Source organism: Sinobaca sp. H24 (genome assembly GCF_023845525.1).
The window spans coordinates 23,020-38,441 of sequence record NZ_JALBWT010000043.1 but is presented as its reverse complement, the minus strand read 5'-3'; the positions used below and the strand labels follow the sequence as shown (position 1 = coordinate 38,441).

At 48.2% G+C, this 15,422-nt stretch carries 19 protein-coding genes and 2 riboswitches; of the genes, 7 read left to right on the top strand and 12 right to left on the bottom strand.

Translation table 11 applies throughout. The features are described from left to right. Positions 1-565 (bottom strand): PrpR N-terminal domain-containing protein (locus tag MMY81_RS29420; protein ID WP_252315628.1); only part of this gene is annotated, 565 nt, incomplete at its 3' end. 222 nt (positions 566-787) lie between these two features. On the opposite strand from MMY81_RS29420, the gene MMY81_RS29415 reads away from it, so the two are divergent. The 5 genes from MMY81_RS29415 to MMY81_RS29395 are packed head-to-tail and all read left to right on the top strand — an operon-like array spanning position 788 to position 4,949. Continuing rightward, positions 788-1,894: a 2-keto-3-deoxygluconate permease gene (locus tag MMY81_RS29415; protein WP_252315627.1), complete on the top strand. Its 1,107-nt coding sequence runs from the start codon at positions 788-790 to the stop codon at positions 1,892-1,894. 17 nt (positions 1,895-1,911) lie between these two features. Then, positions 1,912-2,382, top strand: a complete 471-nt coding sequence (locus MMY81_RS29410; protein WP_252315626.1) for a four-carbon acid sugar kinase family protein — start codon at positions 1,912-1,914, stop codon at positions 2,380-2,382. Then, a complete protein-coding gene (locus tag MMY81_RS29405) occupies positions 2,285-3,205 on the top strand; it encodes a nucleotide-binding domain containing protein (RefSeq protein ID WP_252315625.1) in 921 nt (306 codons plus the stop codon). The genes MMY81_RS29410 and MMY81_RS29405 overlap by 98 nt, the downstream gene beginning before the upstream one ends. After that, positions 3,202-4,197, top strand: a complete 996-nt coding sequence (gene pdxA, locus MMY81_RS29400) for a 4-hydroxythreonine-4-phosphate dehydrogenase PdxA (RefSeq protein ID WP_252315624.1) — start codon at positions 3,202-3,204, stop codon at positions 4,195-4,197. Before MMY81_RS29405 ends, pdxA begins: the two co-directional genes overlap by 4 nt. 2 nt (positions 4,198-4,199) lie before the next feature. Beyond that, a complete protein-coding gene (locus MMY81_RS29395; RefSeq protein ID WP_252315623.1) occupies positions 4,200-4,949 on the top strand; it encodes an amidohydrolase family protein in 750 nt (249 codons plus the stop codon). A 36-nt stretch (positions 4,950-4,985) separates the two neighbouring features. Here MMY81_RS29395 and MMY81_RS29390 read toward each other — a convergent pair whose 3' ends face one another. The 7 genes from MMY81_RS29390 to hxlR form a co-directional block, all read right to left on the bottom strand. Continuing rightward, a complete protein-coding gene (locus tag MMY81_RS29390) occupies positions 4,986-5,360 on the bottom strand; it encodes a hypothetical protein (protein WP_252315622.1) in 375 nt (124 codons plus the stop codon). Further along, a complete protein-coding gene (locus MMY81_RS29385; RefSeq protein WP_252315621.1) occupies positions 5,357-5,893 on the bottom strand; it encodes an acyl-CoA thioesterase in 537 nt (178 codons plus the stop codon). The genes MMY81_RS29390 and MMY81_RS29385 overlap by 4 nt, the downstream gene beginning before the upstream one ends. Before the next feature lie 169 nt (positions 5,894-6,062). Continuing rightward, positions 6,063-6,959 (bottom strand): cidABC operon transcriptional activator CidR, encoded by an 897-nt coding sequence (cidR, locus tag MMY81_RS29380; protein WP_252315620.1) that lies wholly within the window; start codon positions 6,957-6,959, stop codon positions 6,063-6,065. Positions 6,960-6,973: 14 nt separating this feature from the next. Further along, positions 6,974-7,798, bottom strand: a complete 825-nt coding sequence (gene yidA / locus MMY81_RS29375) for a sugar-phosphatase (RefSeq protein ID WP_252315619.1) — start codon at positions 7,796-7,798, stop codon at positions 6,974-6,976. A gap of 151 nt (positions 7,799-7,949) precedes the next feature. Then, positions 7,950-8,984 carry a zinc-binding dehydrogenase gene (locus MMY81_RS29370; RefSeq protein WP_252315618.1) on the bottom strand — a complete coding sequence of 345 codons (1,035 nt, stop codon included), beginning with the start codon at positions 8,982-8,984 and terminating at the stop codon, positions 7,950-7,952. 185 nt (positions 8,985-9,169) lie between these two features. Next, on the bottom strand, positions 9,170-9,904 hold the full coding sequence (locus tag MMY81_RS29365; RefSeq protein WP_252315617.1) for a MerR family transcriptional regulator: 735 nt from the start codon (positions 9,902-9,904) through the stop codon (positions 9,170-9,172). 107 nt (positions 9,905-10,011) lie between these two features. Beyond that, on the bottom strand, positions 10,012-10,380 hold the full coding sequence (hxlR, locus tag MMY81_RS29360; RefSeq protein ID WP_120194074.1) for a transcriptional activator HxlR: 369 nt from the start codon (positions 10,378-10,380) through the stop codon (positions 10,012-10,014). A gap of 169 nt (positions 10,381-10,549) precedes the next feature. Between hxlR and MMY81_RS29355 the strand changes: the two genes are divergently transcribed. Next, a complete protein-coding gene (locus MMY81_RS29355; protein WP_252315616.1) occupies positions 10,550-11,713 on the top strand; it encodes an iron-containing alcohol dehydrogenase in 1,164 nt (387 codons plus the stop codon). A gap of 87 nt (positions 11,714-11,800) precedes the next feature. On the opposite strand, the gene MMY81_RS29350 is transcribed toward MMY81_RS29355, so the two are convergent. The 3 genes from MMY81_RS29350 to MMY81_RS29340 form a co-directional block, all read right to left on the bottom strand. Further along, positions 11,801-11,941 carry a hypothetical protein gene (locus MMY81_RS29350; protein WP_252315615.1) on the bottom strand — a complete coding sequence of 47 codons (141 nt, stop codon included), beginning with the start codon at positions 11,939-11,941 and terminating at the stop codon, positions 11,801-11,803. Positions 11,942-12,012: 71 nt separating this feature from the next. Beyond that, a complete protein-coding gene (sdaAA, locus tag MMY81_RS29345; RefSeq protein WP_252315614.1) occupies positions 12,013-12,900 on the bottom strand; it encodes an L-serine ammonia-lyase, iron-sulfur-dependent, subunit alpha in 888 nt (295 codons plus the stop codon). After that, on the bottom strand, positions 12,897-13,400 hold the full coding sequence (locus tag MMY81_RS29340; protein ID WP_252315613.1) for a serine dehydratase beta chain: 504 nt from the start codon (positions 13,398-13,400) through the stop codon (positions 12,897-12,899). Before MMY81_RS29340 ends, sdaAA begins: the two co-directional genes overlap by 4 nt. Before the next feature lie 100 nt (positions 13,401-13,500). After that, positions 13,501-13,577: riboswitch (glycine riboswitch) on the bottom strand. A 2-nt stretch (positions 13,578-13,579) separates the two neighbouring features. Then, positions 13,580-13,687, bottom strand: a riboswitch (glycine riboswitch). 142 nt (positions 13,688-13,829) lie between these two features. Between MMY81_RS29340 and MMY81_RS29335 the strand changes: the two genes are divergently transcribed. Beyond that, on the top strand, positions 13,830-14,789 hold the full coding sequence (locus MMY81_RS29335; RefSeq protein ID WP_252315612.1) for an ABC transporter substrate-binding protein: 960 nt from the start codon (positions 13,830-13,832) through the stop codon (positions 14,787-14,789). Between the two features lies 1 nt (position 14,790). Here MMY81_RS29335 and MMY81_RS29330 read toward each other — a convergent pair whose 3' ends face one another. Further along, positions 14,791-15,378 (bottom strand): class I SAM-dependent methyltransferase, encoded by a 588-nt coding sequence (locus MMY81_RS29330; RefSeq protein ID WP_252315611.1) that lies wholly within the window; start codon positions 15,376-15,378, stop codon positions 14,791-14,793. Between the last annotated feature and the right edge of the window lie 44 nt (positions 15,379-15,422).

Genomic DNA, 15,422 nt, shown 5'->3' with positions numbered 1-15,422 from the left:
TTAACAGCACACGGCCGATCTGTTCAGCCTGAAGAAGGGCCTGGGCGACCGATTCCCTCCCGGAAGTAATCATAATGCCTTTCAGACCAAATTTTTCTGCAAAGCTCATCGTCACCGCATCCCCGATGATCAACGTCGTTCCATTCTCCCAGGCCTCATATACGGCACGCTCTGTCTCAGCGGGCGTGTTTACTTTCGTGTATGGGATAGATAATGCCAGCAGCTTGGAGACTTCACTCACGCCGTTGCAGACGCTTGGAAACCCGATTACCCGCGCCTTTTCTTTGGTACCCCTCACAAGCAGCAGCGTACGCAGAATATCAAAACCGGATACGTCTATCTCAACAAGCGGTACTGCGGCACTTCCTTTAATCGTTGCTGCCGTCAACCCGCGGCTGACAATCACGTCGACGCCGCGTTCTTCGAGAAGCGCTGCCTGCCGAAGCGCATCCACTTCCCGGGTCACACTCATGTCTATTTCAATTCCATTGAGTAAAGCTGCCTGATCGAGCACCACATGCTCCAGTCCTCTGTATGGGGCAAGTACACCAATTTTTACTGTCATTTCCATCTCCTTTTAAAAAGTGTTTCATATTTAAACAATAATTGTCTGGATGTTGCAATTTTAAATGCTTGCTGTAACAATCATTATAAGTTTATGAAAGCGTTTGTCAATTCGTGATGATTCATTTTTATAAAAAAGGAAAGGAAAAGAAACGACGGTTTTGTCTTTCTTTTCTTTTTAACCCGCACGATTGAAAGCGTTTACTAAAAAGGAGGAACAGGTATGCAAATCAAGAAGACGGTTGAAAAAGTTCCAGGGGGATTAATGGTCGTTCCCCTGATGCTCGGTGCGCTTCTCAATACGATTGATCAGCTGCAGCTAGGATTCATCGTACAGTTTCTTCAATTTATCGGTGCTCCTGAGACAGAGGAAGGTACCTACGAATTCCTGAGAATCGGCGGCTTTTCCCAGGAGCTTTTTAAAGACGGGGCGCTCGTACTGATTGCTTTGTTTCTCTTTTGCGCCGGTTCACAAATGAACTTGAAAATCGGCGGCAAGGCGCTGAAAAAAGGCGTTCTGCTTACATCCAGTAAATACTTAGTCGGCCTGTTCATTGGTCTTGCTTTTGGTTTCTTTTTCGATCCGATGAGCGGCATTCTTGGCCTTTCCACTGTCGCCATAATCGCTGCTATGACAAACGGAAACGGCGGCATGTACGCTGCTCTTACCAGCCAGTACGGTAACCGTTCCGACGTAGGCGGCGTGGCTGTCCTCTCTATTAATGATGGTCCCTTTTTCACAATGATGTCTCTCGGCCTGCTTGGTGCCACGTTCCCATTTGCAACGTTCCTTGCCGTGCTGCTTCCAATTGCTATCGGTATGATTTTAGGAAACCTTGATGAGGATATCCGCACGTTCTTAAAACCCGGAGAGATTCTGCCAGTGCCGTTTTTCGCCTTTGCTCTTGGTGCCGGCATGAACTTCGCGCTTTTCTTTAACCCGGAAGTTGTTGGAGCCGGTATTGCTCTCGGTCTGATGACAACTATTCTTACTGGACTTGGCGGTATTCTGGTCTTTAAGCTGTTTAGAGAAAGAAGCTATATTGCACCTATTGCCGAAGCCTCAACGGCTGGAAACGCGGTCGGTACCCCGGCAGCCATTGCTGCAGCGGCAGCCACGTCTGCAGCCAGCGGGGCAATGAGCCAGGCCGATGCGGATGCGTACCAGAATCTGGCCAGTCTAGCCACAGCCCAGATTTCGATCTCTGTTATCGTGACTGCGATTCTTTGTCCAATAGCCGTTATACTCATCGACCGTTACCAGCGTAAACGCGGCATTATCGGAACGAAAGAGGATTTTGAAACAGGCAGCAGTGACGAAACTAAATAGCAGCGAGGTGTTATACAGTGGATGTATGTATCATAGCGGATGATTTAACCGGAGCAAATGACGCGGGTGTCCAGTGTGCCGGAAACGGCTACACTCCCGCTGTTGCTTTAACAGATACCCTTTCTTCCGCCATGCTTCAGGAACAGGTGTTAATTGTTAACACGGATTCCCGTCCGCTTGGCGCACAGCAGGCGTATAATAGAGTGCGCCGCACAGCTGACGTACTTGCTTCCGGTAAACCGGATATCGTATATAAAAAACTTGATTCCACTCTCCGCGGAGCAGTGGGTGCAGAACTGGACGCTGTATATGATGCGTTCCAGCCGGATTTTATAGTGGTGAATCCTTCCTATCCGGATAAGCACCGGATCATTAAAGAAGGAAGGCTTTATGTTAACGAGGTGCCGCTGGCAGGACGCAGGCTACACAACGTCTGCAGACCAGACAGTCGGAACATCCAACGTGGTCGAGCTCATAGAAGTCCATAGCAGCCGACGGGCGGCACATTTGTCCGATGATATGCTGCACGGGGCGGAGTTGGACACTGTGCTGAACAGAATGAAACAGCGGGAAGTTGCTTACCTTTCTTTTGATAGTCAAACAGATATAGAATTACAGGCGGGAATGGAGCGGCTGCAGCAGTCCGGTTTTTCTATCATCTTTGCCGGATCAGCGGGAGCCGCAGCTTATCTTTTTCCTGCTGCTTCAAAAGAACAGCAAAATCCGGCCTATCAAACACTTATGAAAAACCCGGCGGCACGATCAGCGCTGTTTGTGGTCGGAAGCCGAGCGGAAATAAGCCGCAGGCAGCGGCAGACTCTAATGACAGAGCCAGCCATCGTCCCGCTGTCGCTCTCCCCCGCTTTGTTTTTTGATCAGAAAAGCCGGGAAATGGAAATAGATAGAATCATCGCACAAATTATTCATCAGGAGCCGTTTTATCTTCTTCTATACATTGAGTCGGGCCGAACCGCCGTACAGGCTGTCGAAAACCTCGCTGCCGATGCCGGGCTGAGCCTGCAGGAAGCATCGCTTTATATGGCGGAGCAAACAGGCAGAATCGTACGACGTATCTATGAAAGCCTGCCATATGAGGGCCTGTTTCTCACCGGAGGCGATATCGCAGCAGCTGTCAGTACGGCCCTTGGCAGTGATTCACTGGAGCTTTACGGCGAATGGGAGCCGGGTATTCCCCTCGGCTGCTTAAGAGGGGCTTACCGCCCTCTCGTTATGACAAAGGCAGGAGGATTCGGAAACGAAGATTCCCTTGTACAGGCTCTACATTTTTTTCAAGGAGGTACAAAGTTATGAGTAAACCAATTATTGCCATTACGATGGGCGACGCAGCCGGTGTCGGACCGGAAATCATTGTCAAAGCACTTCAGGATGAGACGATCTATACCCGCTGCCGGCCTTTCGTAGTTGGGGACACCGCACGTTTAAATGAAGCGGCTTCCTTATGCGGCCTGTCTGTAAAAGCAGCTTCTATTTCATCCGTCGCAGACGCCGCTTTTTCCCAAGGCACGATTGACTGCCTGCAGGTAGGAGCACTTCCGGAGAATCTGGCGTTTGGAAAGTTGTCGTTTGAAGCAGGCAAACATTCCTATTTATATGTAGAAAAAGCCGTAGCTCTTGCGATGAATCAGGAAGTAGACAGCATCTGCACGGCTCCGTTAAATAAAGAAGCGATGCAGGGGGCAGGCTACAAGTACCCTGGCCATACGGAAATTCTCGCGGGCCTTACCGATACAAAAGATTATTCAATGATGCTTTCCGCCCCGAATTTAAAAGTAATTCACCTGACGACTCATTTAGGTCTCCGGGACGCCATTGATGCAATCAACCCGGAGAGGACTTTTAATGTTTTGTCCCTTGCAAACGAAACGCTCATCAAAGCCGGCATCCCCCATCCACGGATCGCTGTCTGCGGCATTAATCCCCACGCCGGCGAAAACGGCCTTTTTGGACAGGGCGAAGAGGAAGAAAAGCTCGTTCCGGCTATTGAGAAGGCGCAGCAGCAGGGTATGGATGTCGTAGGCCCATCGCCGGCGGATACGCTCTTTTACCGGGCGGTGCGCGGTGATTTTGATATTGTCGTCGCCTGCTACCACGATCAGGGTCATGCTCCTGTAAAAGTTCTCGGCCTCGAAGCCGGAGTCAATATTACCGTCGGATTAAATTATGGCGTTATCCGTACGTCCGTGGATCACGGCACGGCTTTTGATATTGCCGGAAAAAACATTGCCGATCCGAGAAGTCTGCAGGCAGCCCTGCAGGCGGCGATTGAGCTGAGTCCGGTATAAAAATGGAACGATTTGATGCGCATTTTCATATAGTAGACCCGCAGTACCCGCTCACAGTGAATCAGGGGTACCTGCCCGAGCCGTATACGATCACAGATTATCAGAATGAAACGAGCGGTCTTTCCATTCAGGGCGGTGCGCTTGTGTCTGCTTCCTTTCAAGGATATGATCAGTCCTATTTAAAAGAAGCTCTAAGCCGTCTCGGTCCGGAATTTGTCGGAGTAACGCAGCTGCCCACGAATACGACCGAGACTGAAATAGCGGCACTTGACGAATTAGGGGTACGGGGCATCCGCTTCAATCTGCACCGGGGCAATCCCGATTCACCAAAAGCTATAGAAAAGTTCGCCAGGCAGGTATATGACACAGCAGGCTGGCACTCGGAATTTTATCTTCCCTCCAGCAGGCTTGATACCTATACCGATCTGATGAAAAAACTGCCGGCTGTTTCAGTGGATCATCTGGGCATTACCGACGATGGGTTTGAGGATCTGCTTCGTCTTGTCTCCAGAGGGATACGGGTGAAAGCTACGGGATTCAGCCGCACAGAGCTCGATGTAGCAGACACCCTTTCCCGCCTTTATAATGAAAACCCCGACGCCCTTATGTTTGGAACAGATCTTCCTTCAACCAGGGCTCCGGAACGATTCAGGCCGGACGATATTCAATGCATTATAGAGACTTTGGGCGAAGCAAAGGCTGCCCGTGTATTATCAGCCAATGCCCGCTTTTGGTACCGCCTGGACAAATAAAACAAACAACCGCCGCATCCGCGGCGGTTGTTTGTTTTATTTAATAAAGCTTGATCCCTGTATCATCTCTGGACGGGCACCCAGCACCATTAAAGAGAGCTTCGAGCAGCCGACGTGATCGTGGGCCTCTAAAAGATTCGAAAGGGCGGAAAAGTCATCCCGTGCTTTTAACTGCTGTACCTCTTCCATGTATAAATCCAGTACGGATTCTTTCATAAAAGCCGGCCGGTCATCTTCTGAGGTTCTGTCCGTCAGCAGGCCTCCCAGGTAGCTGTAGCGGACCTGCAGCTGCCGGGTCAGGCTGACCACGTGGTGAAACTGTTCATACAACGACGGGTGTGTTTGCTTGAGTTGATGTAAGTCTTCTTTGGCCCGCTGAATGTCATGCAGACCGGGCATCGTTTTTATCATGACGTAACGGCTCCTTTTTCCCATGGTTTTTCCAGGGCAATAATATTGTTCAGCTGTTTGCTCTGCGTGCGGCGGATATGACGCTGCTCTGCGCGCTCTTTTCCGGATTCGTATAAAAATGTCTCCTCTTTTGTTTCCGGCAGAATCCCGGGAACAGAGAGCGGTTTTTTATTTTCGTCCAGTGCTACAAAGGTTAAAAACGCGGTGGCGGCCATCCGGCGTTTGCCTGTCATCATGTCCTCGGCAATCACCTTACAGAAAATCTCCATCGATTTATCTCCAGTATAGGATACAAAAGACTCTACACATACCGAATCCGACTGCGTAATAGGATACAAAAAGTCAATGGAATCCGTAGAGGCAGTCACACATTCTTTAACCCTTGCGTGGCGCCTTGCCGAGAGCGTCGCATTATTATCCAGCTTTTTCATTAACACCCCGCCAAACAAGGTGTTGTAGTTGTTCAAATCGTTTATCATCACCTGGTCGGTGTTAACAATTAAACTTTCTCTTGGATGTTTCGCATGTATCATGGTCGTTCGTCCCTTCTTTCCTTTGCGTCTGTTTTCAGTATATAAGGCACATCAGCAAAAGAAAAATGGCTATTTTATATGTTCAGCATAGACGCTGTCTATGAGATGGTTTTCATGACTGCCGGGTAAGAGGCCTTTTATCCGAATAGCTGCATATTAAAAACGCCTTCTAAGTAGAAGGCGCCTCCATCATTAAACGCTCCTGTGTGAAGCGGAGCCATTCGGTTGTCGCAAAGGATACATAACTATGTTTACGCCAGATAATCGCAAGGTCCCACTCCAGCATCGGCTTGACTACTTTAATGGCACATAGGTCTTCCTGCAGCTGTCGGGACACACTGTGGGGCAGGATAGAAATGCCCAGATGCGATGCAATCATCTTTCCAATAAAGTCCCACTGCGTACTCTCGGACACTACTTTGGGCGAAAACCCTGCTTCCCGGCAGGCATCGGTTATCCGGTCATTTAACGCAAAATCTTTGTTAAACAATATAAGCTGCTCCTGTTCAAGCTCTTCCATCCGAACCTGTTTGCGGGAGGCAAGCGGGTGCGCGGGAGGAACGACTACCTTGAGATCCTCTCGCATAAATGAAAACGAATGAAATTCCTCTGCTTTGGTCGGCAATACGGTAATACCGACATCGAGCAGGTCCTCCCGGATATCCTCTTCAATTTTTTTCGTGCCGTTTTCCTGGAGCTGAAATGTAATGTTCGGATACAGCTGATGAAATTCCCCGAGAATCTTAATAAATCGATCGGCATCCATAATCGGCGGAAGCCCAATACGGATATGCCCCTTCTGCAGACCCATCAAATCGTTCAGCTCCGTCTGCAGGCTGTCAAAAGCACGGGCAATCGTTTCTGCCTGTCCCAGAATCATCCGTCCGGCATCCGTCAGTACGAGCTGTTTATGGGACCGGTCAAACAATTCTGCTCCGAGATCTGCTTCCAGGTTTTTTATCATTTTGCTGATAGTCGGCTGCGTAATAAACAAATGCTCAGCAGCTTTTGTGAAGCTTTGAAAACGTGATACTTCTATAAAGTATTTTAAATGGCGGATATCCATAGAACCGTCTCCTTTTATGAGGAAGGATGTTTCGCGAGCACCAGTTTTTGGATAGCATCTGCGACACCGTGCGCATTATTGGATCGTGTTTCATAATCGGCGTGCTCTTTAATAACCGGGATCGCATTTTCCATCGCGACCCCGCAGCCGGCATATTGGATCATGGATAGGTCGTTGCCGTTGTCCCCAATGCACATCACTTCCTCGCGGCCAATCCCGAGCGTTTCGGCAAGCTGCTGCACCGCATTGCCTTTGCTTGCTTCAGGGTGCAGAATTTCAAAAAAGTAAGGAGCGCTCTGGACCATCGTATACTTCTGTTTTAACGCTTCCGGCACGGATGAGATAACCTCACTCAGCTTTTCCGGGTCATGAATATACATGACTTTTGGAAACAGCGTATCTCTTGGCATATCCTTTACTTCACGATAGCTGAGCGGCAGCTGTGTCAGGTAGGCCTCTACGATTGTATATCGGCTGATATCTTTATTTGGTGTATACACCTGCTCGGCATCAAAAAAGTGCATGGGCGTCTGCAGCTCCCGGCTTACATCGTAAAGCTCTTCCAGGTTTTCATAGGTCAGCGACAACTCCGAGACCACACGGCCGGTATGACTGTCCTGCACCAAAGCACCATTATAGGCGATGACATAATCGCCTTCATCCTGCAGGCCGAGCTCCTCGAGATAGCGGTAGACGCCTCCAATGGGACGTCCGGTGCAGAGCACTATATGCGAACCCTTCGAGCGGGCCTCAAGCATAGTCTCCCGCACTTCTGTCGTAATCTCATGCTGATCGTTCAGCAGGGTTCCATCCATATCAATTGCAATTAATTTATACATTAGAAATCTCCTATCCCGTTTCTCTATTTTTCCACCCTATCAGCATAGCGCGTTTAAAGTATGAAATCTATCCCGTTTTTGTAAAAAAAGACACCACTCTTAGTAAGTGGTGCTGGCAGAGTATAATCATTTAGACAGAAGGCAGCTGGTCTTAAGGAAGCAGAACGACTTTGCCCAGCTTTCCTGCTTTTTTAAAATACGTTTGCGCCGCTTTCGCCTCTTCTAACGGATACGTACAATCAATAACCGGTTTGATTTTTCCTTCTGAAACGGCTTGAAGCATACGCTCAAACTCTTCTCTCGTTCCTAATACAGAACCATAAAGTGTAATGTGCTTTAAATAAAGGGTTCTTAAATCAAGTTCTGTCTTCTGACCGCCTGCTGAACCAGCAGTACAGAATTTCCCGCCTTTCTTAAGCACCTGGAGGGAAGTAGAAAATAATGCATCCCCTACGACATCCAATACAGCGTCTACCTGGCCGTCATTTATTTCCAGTATTTCTTCAGCAAGGTTCACTGATCTATAAGATAAAACATGAGCAGCGCCCAGTTGCCTTATATCCTCCTCCAGGGCCAGGTCCCCTACAATAGCAATAACCCTTGCTCCATATACTTTTGAAGCAATTTGTACATTTAAAGATCCCACCCCGCCGTTCGCCCCCGTTACAACTATTGTTTCTTCAGGCATGATTTGGATTTGTTCTGCCATATGCCACGCGGTCAAACCACTGACCGTAAAAACCGCACTCTCTGTATAGTCGGACAGCGGCATATCAAAACATAAATGAGCCGGCCATACGACGTATTCCGCGTATCCGCCGTCATATTCCGATCCTATAAAAGACATATCTTCTGAATAATGTTCAGATCCTGCTTTTCCACTTGACGTAAACGGGAAAAGAACGACGTCTCTGCCAAGCATGGAGGGGGTCACAGAACTTCCTTCTTTTACTATCGTTCCTGTTATGTCAGAACCCGGCACTCGGGGAAATTGAACCCCCTCTTCCCGCCACCCTGACTGGGACCCGGTGCCATAGGCTCCTTCTCTCATCCAAATTTCTGTATTGTTTATGGCGCAGGCCTCCACTTTAACCAGTACCTCGTTCTCTTTTGGTTCTGGAATAGTCCGGTTAACTAATTCTAATTTATCGATATCACCGTAGCCTGTTACTTGTACAGCTTTCATATAAACATCGCCTTTCTTTCAATACTAAGTCTGGATCTGCTTATTGAGAGCTTCGTTTTTCAGCAGTTAAAAAATAATCAGACGTTATATCTACCAGCATAGCGCGTTTGAGGACTGAAATCTATCCGGATTCCATAAAAAGACACCGTCCTGCCTGGAGCGGTGTCTCGTGAATATCTCTTTATTTAATAAGAAAGCCGGGCTGTTCCATATATTTTCATCGCTTCTCTCATAAACACAGCCAGCCCCTCCCCAAACTGATCGATATTTTTCGTGAAACGTTCGTCTTCGGTATACATCTCTCCAAGACTGATAAACACTTCCGGCGGATAGGTGCCGATCGTCTGCAGAAGCTCGTACCATTCTCCGATTCTTTTCTGTGCCTCATCAGAGCCCGGATCATACCGGCGCACTTCTGCCAGACTTTGGTATAAGGCAGTAAACCGCTCCTGGCCGTTTTCCTCGCATTGATTAATTTTCCGGTTTACTGATGTAACGTACTCTTTGCCCCAGCGTTCTTCTGCTTCCTCAATGTACGGATTATCGGTGAAGTCAAACCCTGTGAATTTATCAGCGTTACTCATTATCTCTTCTCCTTTATGGTAGCTTATCGTCCGTTCGATCGTGTGGATCATTTCCTGAATCTGCCGCTGTTTGGCCAGAAGCTTTTCCTTGTGAGTACCCAGCATACGAACCTGTGTCTGCACCTCCAGTGAGATCATCTCCTTAATAGATAGCAGGGGTACACCGGCTTCCCGGAAAAGCAATATCTGCTGAAGGCAGTCCATGCCCTCATCACTGTATAGTCTGTAGCCTGAGTCCGTGCGCATGGAAGGCACGAGCAGTCCGATCTCATCATAGTGATGGAGCGTTCGCACACTGATTCCCGCAGTTTCTGCCGCTTTTTTAATTTGAAGCATCTGTCGTTTCCTCCTTTCTTGTCTTTTACGATAAAGGATAACGCTGCGTCAGGGTCAATACCGGCAGACAAAAAAACTCCTGCCCGGTGTCCGGACAGGAGTTGTATTTATTTAACGTGGGCCTGAATCGTTTCTTCATCCATTTTCAGAACATCCGTCATATAGCCTCTGCCCCAGTCATACATTACATCGAGAATAGGAATCAAGGTTTCACCATGACTTGTGAGGGAATACTCTACTTTAGGCGGAACGACCGGATATACTTCCCGGTGGACGATCTGGTCCTCTTCCAGCTCTCTCAGCTGGGTAACGAGCATACGCTGCGTAATACCCGGAATCATGGCTTTCAGCTCGCCAAATCGTTTGGTTCCTTCTTTACCTAAATGCCAGATAATCAACATTTTCCATTTACCGCCGATGATGGATAACGTTAATTCTTTTTCACAGTTGTATACTTTCTCATCAAATCTACTCATGTTCTTTATCCCCTTTATGGGCTGTCACAGCCCAATAGTATACTTTTTATCACTATGTGTGTTAAATGTGGGTACTTACATTATCTGCTTGTACGAAGTATACTTGATTTTGTGCCTGGGGTAAAGAACCTCTCACACTTTTTCAAACAATCAACTGGAGGTTTTACCTATGAATAGATTTACAATACCAAGAGACATTTATTTCGGAGAAGACGCACTGGGCGTACTCGAAACATTAGAAGGTAAAAAAGCCCTCGTTATCGGCGGCGCTTCTGCCAAGAAAAACGGCACGCTTGATGCGATCGAGCAGAAACTGGCTAAAGCATCGATTGAAACAAAAGTAATCGAAGGTATATCTGATGAACCAACAACGCAGAAAATCAGCGAAAGTGCATCTGTTCTGGAATCGTTTCAGCCGGATTGGGTTATTGGAATCGGCGGCGGTTCTGTTATGGACGCAGCAAAAGCAATGTGGGTATTCTATGAGCATCCGGAGCTTACGTTTGAAGATGCAACCAAACCATTTGAACTTCCACGCCTGCGCGGCAAAGCGAAGTTCATCGGTATTCCAACTACAAGCGGAAGTGCTTCTGAGATTTCCAACCTGTCTGTAGTGACAGACGCGGAAACAAATATCAAATATCCAATGGCTGACTTTGAACTGACGCCGGATATTGCCATTATTGATCCAATGACAGTAGATCAAATGCCAAAGGATGTAACAGCTAATACAGGAATGGATGCCGTGACACACTGCATCGAAGCGTATGTAGCCAAGCCTCGCACAGTATTTACCGATGCATTGGCATTAGAAGGCGCAGAAATACTAAAGAATGACCTGCTTCGTTCATACGACGGCAACAAAGAAGCCCGCGAACAGGTTCATTATGCACAGGCAATGGCCGGCATGGCATTTGCCAACGCCGTACTCGGTAACGCCCACAGCCTGGCTCACAAAAGCGGTCCAACGTTCGGCATTGCCCACGGTCTTGCCAACGCCATTTACCTGCCGTACGTCATGCAGTTCAACCGTTCTGTTTCAGCAGATCGTTTCGCTGTTATCGCAAAGCGCCTCGGCCTGAACGGCACGACATCAGAAGAACTGACAGACTCATTGATCGAATGGGTTCGTGACCTGAATGTACAGATGGATATTCCTTCCAGCCTGCAAAAATGGGGTCTTGATGAAGCGACATTTACTTCTCATGTAGAAGAAATGGCGAAAAATGCTGTCGGTGATCCATGTACCGGTACAAATCCTCGTGAAACATCCGAAGATCAGATGAAAAAACTGTACGAAGCTGCTTATTACGGACAAGACGTTACGTTCTAAAGCTGTCTGCACCTAAAAGCCCGGTTCCTCTACTAAGAGGAACCGGGCTTTTTTTGAAAAAAATAGTATATCCAGGAAGCCTGGCATTCAGCGGATGCGGCGGGTGCGCATCCGGCCGCGGCTTTTATGCCGTTTTTTTGCGTTTTTGCTTCGCTCGATCCGGTGCATCGCAACACCAACAAGCAGCGCACCAATAATTGACAACCATAAAATCAGATCCATAGCCATCCTCCTTTTCCAAGCGAACTCATGTGTGTTTAATCATATCATAGAAAAGAAAGCATTTCCCTCCTGCACTGTTAAAAAGAACAGGGTCTTTCCGCCATCGCAGAAGCCGCTCGCTGTCCGGCCGGCGTTACTGCCAATCCGCCCTTGGACGTTTCTTTCAACGAACCAGGCATACTGCTTCCAATGCGGTGCATTGTATCAATAACTTCATCACACGGAATGCGGCTTTGAATACCGGCTAATGCCATGTCAGCAGCGCTGAATGCAATCGAAGTGCCGATGACATTACGCTTTACACACGGGACTTCTACGAGGCCGGCTACCGGATCACATACAAGACCGAGCAGTGATTTCATCGCTATCGCCACCGCATCGGAGGCCTGAGTGGGAGTCCCCCCTTTTATTTCTACAATTGTACCGGCTGCCATTGCTGCGGCCGAGCCGATTTCTGCCTGACAGCCGCCGGCAGCACCGGAGATCATCTCATGATTGGCAAACACATAGCCAATGGCACTTGCTGAAAACAAGCCCATCGTTATCTGGTTCTCGCTGATATGCTGGTTCTCTTCGAGTGACAGCAGGATTCCGGGAAGAATACCCGCGGATCCGGCAGTAGGTGTTGCTACAATAACTTCCATCCGGGCGTTGCTTTCCGAGGTGGCCATGGCAAACAGCATCGCGTCGCTGATTAATTTTCCAGATAAAGGCACGTTCTGCTGCGTATAGTGCTGCATTCGGGCGGCATCGCCGCCGGAAAGGCCGCTTTCTGACTCCTCTGTATTCGTGATGCCCTGGCGTACGGCCTTCTTCATAACGTGCAGCCGTTCTCTCATTTGCAGAAGAATAGCTTCTTTCGTTTTGCCGGAGCGTGAAACTTCCCTGTTCAGCATCCACTCTCCAATGGATAGGTAATCTGCTTCAGCCGCGTTGACGATATCTTTCATTCGTTCTGTTGTCATAGTCGGCCAGCCAATCTGCTTTTATAAGTATCAGCTATTTGTTTAATATTACTGTCTGCCGGGATGTCGATACAAACCGCTTCGCCGTTGATGCTCCTTATTTCGGAAAGACCTCCTCCGATTGAAACACCTTCTATCGCTGTAAAATATCCGGAGCGGTTTGCATGAATATGGACCGTGTTTGGATGCCCTTCCCATCCTATGTCTGTTCTGGGATTCATCTTAACGACAAGTCCTTCTTTTATGGAATAACGCTTCGACTCACGTATGCTGTGGGATGCAGCCTCCATACCAAGAAGTCCTCCTACTATTGCTTTATCCGTGCCATGTCCCTGGTACGTATCTGCAAACGATCCATAAAGCATAATCTCTGTCCAGTCCGGAACTCCGCCAAGCCACTCATAAACAAACCTTCCGATGGATACGGCACCTGCGGTATGGGAACTGGATGGTCCCACCATAATCGGTCCAATAATATCAAAACAGCTGTTAAATCCCATTAAATCCACGCTCCTCTTAGGATTCAGCGTTTCCTCTGCCTCGGTAATGCTTTACTATACAAAAAAGGGACAGAGGAAAGCCAGAATTTCTTCTGCCTTTCCTCTGTCCCTTTTACCTGAGAGATTAGCTTCTTGAACGAAGCTCCCCTTTGGTGGCCCGCAGGCTCTCTCCAGAGGTGCATCCGGCAGCGGTCAGTTTACCTGAGAGTTTAACCGCCAAGGCCTTTTTGGCGAATTGCTCCTTCGGTGCCGGATTGGTACCCTCCGGTCTCTCCCACTGCTGTCATTTGCCGATCGGTTTATATCTTTGAATATATCGTGGTCCTCACTTGAAGTCAACTGCATATTGCATGTAGACAAGGAAAGAATTTCCTGCTATATTTTTAAATGATAATGATTTTCAATATCAATAAAGGATGGTGGATGTTAATGTATATTAAAAAGGCAGGTTTTTCAGCCTTTCTGTTCTGCTTTGTGCTTTTTCTTGCTGCCTGCGGCAGCAGTGATTCTGAGGAAAACAGCAGTGCGCAGGAAACAGAAGAAGCAGACGGCGGTATGAGAACCGTAACAGCCGGTAACGGTGAAGTGGAAATTCCGGCAGATCCAGAACGTGTTATCGCGCTTCAGTTTGCAGGAGACCTTCTTGCATTAGGCATTGAACCAATCGGAATCGACTCCACGTTAAAAAACAACTCCAATCATCTGGAAGAGGAACTTGCTGACGCAGAAGATGTTGGTGATCCTTCTGTTGAAAAAGTACTGGAGATGGAACCTGATCTTATCGTGGCTCCTACATATTTAGAGGAAAATGTAATTAGTCAGCTCGAGCAGATCGCCCCGACGATCACCGTACCGTGGGCGGAAATGGATGCAAAAGAAGAAGTCGCTCACTTTGGTGAGCTGCTGGACCGCGAAGAAGAAGCCGAAGAATGGATTTCCTCCTACGAACAGCAGGGAGAGGATGCGAAAGAACAGATAAACGATATTATTGAGTCTGGGGAAACAGTCGGCATGTATGAATTGTCTGCTAAAGAAATATATGTCCACACCACCCCGGGGCGCGGAACGTATAACTTATACGAAACGCTTGAGCTCCCTGCTCCAGACCTTGTGCAGGAGGAAGTGATTGATACCGGCGAGCAATTTGCCGCCCTTTCTCTTGAAGCCCTCCCTGAATATGCAGCGGATCATATGTTTGTCACAGTATATGAAGAAGGCGGCGTAGAGGAAGCAGAGGAACTGATGGAAAGCTCGATCTGGAAAAACCTGCCTGCTTATGAAAACGATCAAATTCATATGGTAGATCATAAAGAGTTTTGGTTTAATGACGGTGTGTCCATGGAGAAACAGCTGGATATCCTTGTAAATGAGCTGACGTCCGAGGAATAATTTAGAACGGCACATACGCTTCCAGTATAAGGACCAGACCGCCGTATAATGATTGGACACGTTCCAGACGAAGCGGGCTTTTTTCCACAAGATGCCGGGTCGACCGGTTTAATTGGCATCCTTCCGCCACCCGCTCCCAGGCCGGTGTTAGAATATCCTGAATCCTTGCCGCTCTCGGGTGGCTGTCCATACGAACGTGTTCCAAAAGTTGTATCCGTCCCCCGGGTTTCACTACTCTCGCGGTTTCATGTAACGCACGAATGGGATCCGGAATGGTACAAAAAGCAAGAAAAGCGGCGGCTTCATCAAACGTATCGTTAGAAAATGGCATATTCTCTGCAGAAGCCTGTGCCATATAATAGGATACGTGTGGCAGCGCTGTACGGCGGGAGATTCGTTTCAGCTTCCCCTCGTCCGGCTCCAGGAAGGTCACACTTTCCGCCTGTCTGTAGTAAGGCATCGATGCTCCTGTACCTGAGCCAATATCGAGAACGTTTCCTTTTACACCGGCAAGCATATCTCTGCGGATCTGCTTAAGCTTGACCTGTTCAAGTGGTGCCATCAACGTATCATAAATACAGCTTTTCATTTTTTCCTCCAAATAAAACCGGCTCTCTCTACGAGGACCGGTTT

Excerpts from the sequence above, each read along its gene's own strand:
- MMY81_RS29395 (WP_252315623.1), top strand. The coding sequence starts at position 4,200 with ATGGAACGATTTGATGCGCATTTTCATATAGTAGACCCGCAGTACCCG.
- yidA (WP_252315619.1), bottom strand. The coding sequence starts at position 7,798 with ATGTATAAATTAATTGCAATTGATATGGATGGAACCCTGCTGAACGAT.
- MMY81_RS29335 (WP_252315612.1), top strand. The coding sequence starts at position 13,830 with ATGTATATTAAAAAGGCAGGTTTTTCAGCCTTTCTGTTCTGCTTTGTG.
- MMY81_RS29390 (WP_252315622.1), bottom strand. The coding sequence starts at position 5,360 with ATGATAAAAACGATGCCCGGTCTGCATGACATTCAGCGGGCCAAAGAA.
- cidR (WP_252315620.1), bottom strand. The coding sequence starts at position 6,959 with ATGGATATCCGCCATTTAAAATACTTTATAGAAGTATCACGTTTTCAA.
- MMY81_RS29385 (WP_252315621.1), bottom strand. The coding sequence starts at position 5,893 with ATGATACATGCGAAACATCCAAGAGAAAGTTTAATTGTTAACACCGAC.
- MMY81_RS29355 (WP_252315616.1), top strand. The coding sequence starts at position 10,550 with ATGAATAGATTTACAATACCAAGAGACATTTATTTCGGAGAAGACGCA.
- pdxA (WP_252315624.1), top strand. The coding sequence starts at position 3,202 with ATGAGTAAACCAATTATTGCCATTACGATGGGCGACGCAGCCGGTGTC.
- sdaAA (WP_252315614.1), bottom strand. The coding sequence starts at position 12,900 with ATGACAACAGAACGAATGAAAGATATCGTCAACGCGGCTGAAGCAGAT.
- MMY81_RS29415 (WP_252315627.1), top strand. The coding sequence starts at position 788 with ATGCAAATCAAGAAGACGGTTGAAAAAGTTCCAGGGGGATTAATGGTC.
- MMY81_RS29405 (WP_252315625.1), top strand. The coding sequence starts at position 2,285 with ATGTTAACGAGGTGCCGCTGGCAGGACGCAGGCTACACAACGTCTGCA.
- MMY81_RS29365 (WP_252315617.1), bottom strand. The coding sequence starts at position 9,904 with ATGCTTCAAATTAAAAAAGCGGCAGAAACTGCGGGAATCAGTGTGCGA.
- MMY81_RS29370 (WP_252315618.1), bottom strand. The coding sequence starts at position 8,984 with ATGAAAGCTGTACAAGTAACAGGCTACGGTGATATCGATAAATTAGAA.
- MMY81_RS29340 (WP_252315613.1), bottom strand. The coding sequence starts at position 13,400 with ATGGGATTTAACAGCTGTTTTGATATTATTGGACCGATTATGGTGGGA.
- hxlR (WP_120194074.1), bottom strand. The coding sequence starts at position 10,380 with ATGAGTAGATTTGATGAGAAAGTATACAACTGTGAAAAAGAATTAACG.
- MMY81_RS29350 (WP_252315615.1), bottom strand. The coding sequence starts at position 11,941 with ATGGCTATGGATCTGATTTTATGGTTGTCAATTATTGGTGCGCTGCTT.
- MMY81_RS29330 (WP_252315611.1), bottom strand. The coding sequence starts at position 15,378 with ATGAAAAGCTGTATTTATGATACGTTGATGGCACCACTTGAACAGGTC.